Here is a 6,000-nt window from a genome sequence, read left to right on the forward strand (position 1 = left end):
AATCGAATTTGGAGTGTTATCCTCCCCGGCTTTTGTGGCTGGGGAGGTTTATTTAGTTTTCAAGGTTCTCGCTAAAACCATTGGCTAGGGCAAGTTCGCGATGTCTTTTGCCGAGATAATCGGGCAATTCATCCAAGGATTTCCCTGTCAACTTGCACAAGCGCTTTACCTGCAAGAGGGTGAACTCGATTTCGCTCAGTCCACGCTCACACCGACTAATCGTTGATGGATCAACGCCCAAAGCGACGGCGAACTCAACTTGGGTTAACTGAAGATGCTCACGTATTGCTTTAAGTGGCAAATAAACCTCATGAGACTGAGATAGTTGACTTTTTCTTTTCCTTGTCATGGCGCTATAACCAACTGATGTGTTCGGGGGTAATAGGAAGGCTGAACTATCTAGCGTTCAAAAATCCAGCAAGCCCGCGACTTGCGACGTGAGCGTCGTTTACAGTTTTCTTTCGCGCCTCGCCCAAAAACTTTTCGGGGTCAACAAGAAACTCGGTCAATCTGTCGCTAGAGACTCCAGCGAGTTCGCACAAGACTATCCACTGAAGGCCTGTCAGGGACAGCTTTTTCCAGCCATTCGAGCCCTCCTCTTCGCGTCTGCGAAAAGTTGCGCCAGAAATCTTTTGGCCCGACTTGTAGGTGATTACGCCAGCTAGTTCTTCTGGCGAAAGCCCTAGCTGCTCTCGAATTTCTTTCAAAGGGCAATCCGTCGCTTGACTTTTGAGTTCTTCAGCCATAATATACGAATGGGTTTGCAAAATGCAAGCGTTTAGCAAACATTCTGCAAAAAGATAGATACAATAAAAAGCAGGCAGGTCAGGATTAGGCCCCCGACCTGCCTACATCAAATATAAAGGTTGCTCAAAACAATCACACCTAAACAGAAAGCCGCGTAAGACCCGTGGGCTTCGGCGCTGCTAGGCAATTTGCAAGAGCTTTCCTCTTTAATACCTCAATCCCGACATTTCGGGGCTAAGGGTATTTACCTACAGGGTTATCACCCCTCACCTGCATATGTACTCAGCAAAATTCACCACAGCCCCATATCGAGGCAGCGGCCGATAAAGATTCAAACCCCAAACAGGAGATGCCTATGACCAATGACCAATGACCATTAACTTTCTCCCTATTATTTGCGTGCGATTCGCGCGGTAGGACGTGCGAATCGCTTCATTCAACAATTAGAGGTAAACCAATGACAGTCCACATCCAAATCCGCATCCCGGTCTACAAAAAAAACAGTTGGGGAAGTCATGACAGGCAGGGAAAATTAGAAGTATCGAGTGACGTAGAGGCCCTTTCAGAAGGCTACGCAGCACTCAAAAAAGAAATCGATCAACTGATTTCGGAAATGGATGGGAGTGTTCGACTGGCTGGCAGCTTGGACGAAATGGAAACCGAAATCAAAACAGCAGCGCATACCCTTGAGCGATTGAAAACGGACATCGACAAAGCGACCAGGCATTACGAATCCCTGAAGCTTTTCTTGAAGCAGTTTGGGGTAGATCCACAGGCGAATCGCCTCACGTTTGATGAAAGGCTCCGACTAGAAAGTTCTTCGGAAACTGCGATCGAAGTCCTCTCACAAGATTCGGAGGCCTTTTAGAAACCCATGAAAATCACAGAAATCGGATATTCACACACAAAAACCTGCCGCGTTAACGGAGACAAAACGGTTTCGATAAAGGCCAAGCTAGAAGACTGGGAAGATCCTTCGGAATCGCTGGATTTGCTTCGCGAACGAGTGGCTGACGAATTAGATTTAGGCGATCGCTGGCGAGATTTGAGGGGCAAGGTCATTCGGGAAAAAGCCGCGCTTCATGCGATCGAAAACGGGATCGAATTCAAACAAGAAAAGCTTAATGAGTTAGAGAGGCGCTACAACGCACTTACAGAATTCCTGAAGCGGCATGGAGTAAATCCCGAAACTCTGGCGATCGAATACTACGACGAACAGAAGCGTCTCGCCCACACAACTAGAACCGATTTAGAAGAGTTGACCGATCTATATTTGATCGCCTCTGCTGATGACGATGACGATGAGGATGATGCCAGTCCGGACTGGGACAGCGATGATGACGAGGACTATGACGAGAACTATAACGAAATGTAGTTTTTGCGATCGCGCTGCACGAAGTGCGATCGCCTCTTGCCACCTACCGACCTACTAACAACAATGGAACCTCCAAACATCTACACGTTCAAACGTTCACAAGTGCCGCCACTTGACGACGCCATAAAAGCAGAGATGGGCGAGATAGACCTCGTAGTATCAAACCTCATCTTGAGTAATCCAGGGCACTACCGCGCACTATCAGCACTGCAAAAAATGCTTTATGCTCTCGCAGAGCGTTGCGAAATCAAATTAGAATCTATTCTCATCATTCCCGACTACGACATTGCAGACGAGCTGGGAAATCTAATCGTCAGTTTAAACAATCTCCCCCGCGAAGAGAAGTCAACAATAGCATTTGAATCGGTAAAAGCAAAGACGGCTATTCAACTCCTGGCCCGTTCTCGTGGATGGAGTGAGGAAGAGGTCTTAACAGAGGTCGAGGTTGTGGCCATAAAGCGCTTGTACGACCTCTCATTCGACGAGGAATCTGAAATAGTTCACAAAATTTCTCAAAACCTAAAGAATAGCGAGCTCCATCCATATTGATCTAATAAATTGCGATCACCTTTCCCTAACCCACCAAGAAAACTATGAATATAGGCCGCACCATTGCCAACCACATAGAAATCAACCAAACCAGAAGAAACGACATCTTAGAAATCCTCAAAGACGGCCCTAAAACAGCCTACAAAATCTCACTCGAAATGCCCGGTTTCTATTCCACAGGTACAACCTTATGCCGCCTACGCGAATTGCAGGCAGCAGGAAAAATCACAAATTTTGGAGATTTATGGGAACTCCCGACATAGACTTTCAATTCGAGATCGGCGACACAGTTGCCTACAGGCGCGACACCTTCAGGAAAGGTACAGTCATCGAACTCGCGCCACTATCCAACGAAGTGCGCGTCCTGTGGGCAAGAAAAACGACCACAGTTAGAACCCGCAGATCAGTGCTAATCGAGCGAATCAAGAAACCAGCAAACCGACAAATCAAATGACTCAAACTAACTCCCTAGGTCTAGATACATTCAAAACCACCTACGACGCGGACGACGAATTAGTCCAAATCCTTGTACGGGATAGAACCACATTAGGCATACTTTTTCTCAAATTAGAAAAACTCAGTTGGAGCGAAAAAATGGCTGTAGGATTAACCGCCTATCACCGCATCGATCAAACCCCCGCGCAATTGATAGAAGTCAAGCCGCGCTACGGCGAATTCGATGCACCCGTCGCAGCGGCAATGGAATTGTTGAATGCCCTTTCCCCATCGGCACTAGCCACATTGGCTGGGGACATTCTGCAAGATGACTTCGAGATTGAAATGTAGCAAAAAAAAACGAGTGCGGAACTTAACCGCACTCACTTTTAAAAGGAGGGGAAAATGGTTTTTGCAGTCGATGTCAGGTCAAGCATTACCATGTCGAGGACAGAGGCAGAAGAAATAACTTCTGCTATCCAACAGAACTTCGACAGCCTAGGTTTAATGCTAGAAACTGCGAGAAATCGCAAAGCTTGGAAAGCTCTTGATTACAAAAATTTCGGTTCGTACTGTGACAACGAATTCGGAAAAAGCCAGAGCCGTGCTTACCAGTTAATTGAAGAGTCGAAAATAGCTCAAACACTGATAGAAGAGGGCGGGCGGGACTTGAGGCTCCCCGTATCATCCAACCTCAGACTCCTCAAAGACTTACCTGTCGAGCAACAGATAGAGGCAATCAAATATAGCGAAGAACTTGCGTCCGCAGCCGACCAGAAAAAGCCCAACAAAAATCATCTGTTATTCGCAATCAATAAAGTCTCTGGGACTCATTCAACAGAAGATTTAAAGTCATCCCTCGAAGCCCTGGGCTTCGCCAAAGGGGTCGAAGTCGCCACAATTCGCGGTGTCAACATCGGCAGCCGTGGATTCATCAGAAAGCTAGACAAGAAAGGGCAGCTCTATGTAGAGTTACACTCCGGCGGGAGAACTCCAATCCCTTATGATGCGACATCACTCAGAATATTATCTGCCTCCGAAAAACCGGAAAAGGCTGCTTCATTCGATTCCACCAATATCGGCGATAAAGTCCTAATCTTTTCACCCGGCCTGGACGGCATACTCGGCACAATTCAAACCCGCCTAAATGACGACAAAATGGTCGGCATCAAAGTCAACGGCAACTTATTGAAACTTCCCTACGCAGAGTTAGAAGTAGTGGAATTTGAAGTTGACGAACCTGAGCAAGAGTCATGGTTACAAAACTTTGTCTGGACAGACTTCGGCGTACAGTGGTGTTATGAGAGCGAATCTCAAACTATCGCGGCTGTATACCAAGATTTGAAATTACACCCAACAGAAAAAGGCAAGGGAAGCCCCGCCGATTGGGTGAGGCGCTGGGTGCGGAATAACGCTTTAAACCTAGCTGTTGAGTTGTTGCCCGAAGAACAGTTGTCAATCCTAATCACGACGCGATTAATAACCTGTGGCAGTGAAGAGGAAAAGGGAAATCTGGCCGAATCATTGATTGCCGAAATCTGGAAGATGTCGCTGCCAAGCGAGTGCAGGGAAAAGGTAAAATCTCTAATTTCAGATAAGGCAGATAAAGCAAAAGGGATTTCATTCGCGCTAACTTTGCATGAACTGTTGAATGGCGAAAAAACTCAAACCAGACGCGCTTGGCAAGATGATTATGCGAGAAGCTTCATCCGGTACTACGAAAAAGGAATCGAAATACCTGCGCTAAACAAAGGTCAACACCGTGGCGGCCAGAAAGTCGGAAAAATTCGACTCACAGAAAAACCTTATCAGCAAATGCTTTCGGAGATGCCGGTAAGTGATTTAGATAAAGAAGGTGGAATGTGCGCGACAGTTCAGGAGTTCATAGACAGGTTTTTTGAAGGGCAAGATAAGCTCGTTTGGGTACTCGACTTCGAGTTTATCGCCAGCGAACCTGACTCAGAGGTTGCGCTCCTCAAACAGCGATTAGAAGAGGCTGAGCAGGTGATTAGTCAGTTTATAAAATGCCAGCAAACATCAGTCATAGAGGTAGACACTGTAGATACGCACGAAAGTTTACAACAAGAAATAGACGCGACTGCCAATGCTTTCGACTGGGGAGATATTGGCTACCCCGACAGCCAAGGGCAAATCGTAAAATATGACGACTGGACTGAACACAACACCTCCGCGGTTCAGCCCCTGGATGCTCCCGAAACCTCTGACTTCTTGGTAGAAAACAACACATCCACAGCTTCGGACGCGGACACCGCAGCGCACACCGACCTCTTAGTAGAAAACACAGCCACCACAGCTTCTCCCCTGGACTCGCATAAAGACACGAAGTTTTTAGCAAAAGGTAGCACCGAAACCTCAAAAATCCCAAAATACAACTATCGCCTCTGCTTACAAGATGGAGAAAATACATTATGGTATGACGGGCAAAATTTTATCTTTGCAGAGTACGATGCCAAGTCTTATTGCAAAAAAGGCATTTGCTCAGCCAAATACCAACTTAGATTACATCCACACGTTAAAAGAGTGCTTCGTGAGTGTGGCAACACTCTTCAAATAGTCGAAAAATTTCCTGCTGTCACTATAACACACACCAACTTCTTAGTAGAAAATACCGCCACCACAGCTTCGGACGCGGACGCTGAGGAAAGCCCAGGCTTCTTAGTAGCAAATACAGCTACCACAGCTTCGGACGCGGACACCGCAGCGCACACCGACTTCTTAGTAGAAAACAACACATCCCCGGTTCAACCCCTGGACGCTCCCGAAACCTCGGAATTCTTAGTAGAAAATAATGCTGCGACAGCTTCGGACGCGGACACCGCAGCGCACACCGACTTCTTAGTAGAAAACAACACATCCCCGGTTCAACCCCTGGA

General features: G+C 47.0%; 8 protein-coding genes. 6 read left to right on the top strand and 2 right to left on the bottom strand.

The window, feature by feature from the left end; translation table 11 throughout:
* Positions 1 to 52: 52 nt before the first annotated feature.
* Together QUB68_RS28350 and QUB68_RS28355 are read right to left on the bottom strand one after the other, a co-directional pair.
* A complete protein-coding gene (locus QUB68_RS28350) occupies positions 53 to 301 on the bottom strand; it encodes a helix-turn-helix domain-containing protein (protein ID WP_332998245.1) in 249 nt (82 codons plus the stop codon).
* 94 nt (positions 302 to 395) lie between these two features.
* Entirely contained in the window at positions 396 to 746 is a 351-nt protein-coding gene (locus QUB68_RS28355; RefSeq protein ID WP_332998246.1) for a hypothetical protein, read from the bottom strand.
* Positions 747 to 1,204: 458 nt separating this feature from the next.
* Here QUB68_RS28355 and QUB68_RS28360 point away from each other — a divergent pair, with 458 nt between their 5' ends.
* The 6 genes from QUB68_RS28360 to QUB68_RS28385 all read left to right on the top strand — a co-directional run.
* On the top strand, positions 1,205 to 1,615 hold the full coding sequence (locus QUB68_RS28360; protein ID WP_332998247.1) for a hypothetical protein: 411 nt from the start codon (positions 1,205 to 1,207) through the stop codon (positions 1,613 to 1,615).
* Between the two features lie 6 nt (positions 1,616 to 1,621).
* Complete coding sequence (locus QUB68_RS28365; protein ID WP_332998248.1) at positions 1,622 to 2,122, top strand: hypothetical protein; 501 nt, start codon at positions 1,622 to 1,624, stop codon at positions 2,120 to 2,122.
* 63 nt (positions 2,123 to 2,185) lie between these two features.
* Positions 2,186 to 2,671 (top strand): hypothetical protein, encoded by a 486-nt coding sequence (locus QUB68_RS28370; protein ID WP_332998249.1) that lies wholly within the window; start codon positions 2,186 to 2,188, stop codon positions 2,669 to 2,671.
* 44 nt (positions 2,672 to 2,715) lie between these two features.
* Complete coding sequence (locus tag QUB68_RS28375) at positions 2,716 to 2,934, top strand: hypothetical protein (protein WP_332998250.1); 219 nt, start codon at positions 2,716 to 2,718, stop codon at positions 2,932 to 2,934.
* 187 nt (positions 2,935 to 3,121) lie between these two features.
* The gene (locus QUB68_RS28380; protein WP_332998251.1) at positions 3,122 to 3,457 is read left to right on the top strand and encodes a hypothetical protein; all 336 of its coding nucleotides are present in this window, start codon (positions 3,122 to 3,124) and stop codon (positions 3,455 to 3,457) included.
* Positions 3,458 to 3,511: 54 nt separating this feature from the next.
* Positions 3,512 to 6,000, top strand: a 2,489-nt coding sequence (locus QUB68_RS28385) for a hypothetical protein (protein WP_332998252.1), incomplete at its 3' end; no start/stop codon positions are given.

Origin of the sequence: Microcoleus sp. A006_D1 (genome assembly GCF_036702805.1) — a bacterium.
GTDB lineage: Bacteria > Cyanobacteriota > Cyanobacteriia > Cyanobacteriales > Microcoleaceae > Microcoleus.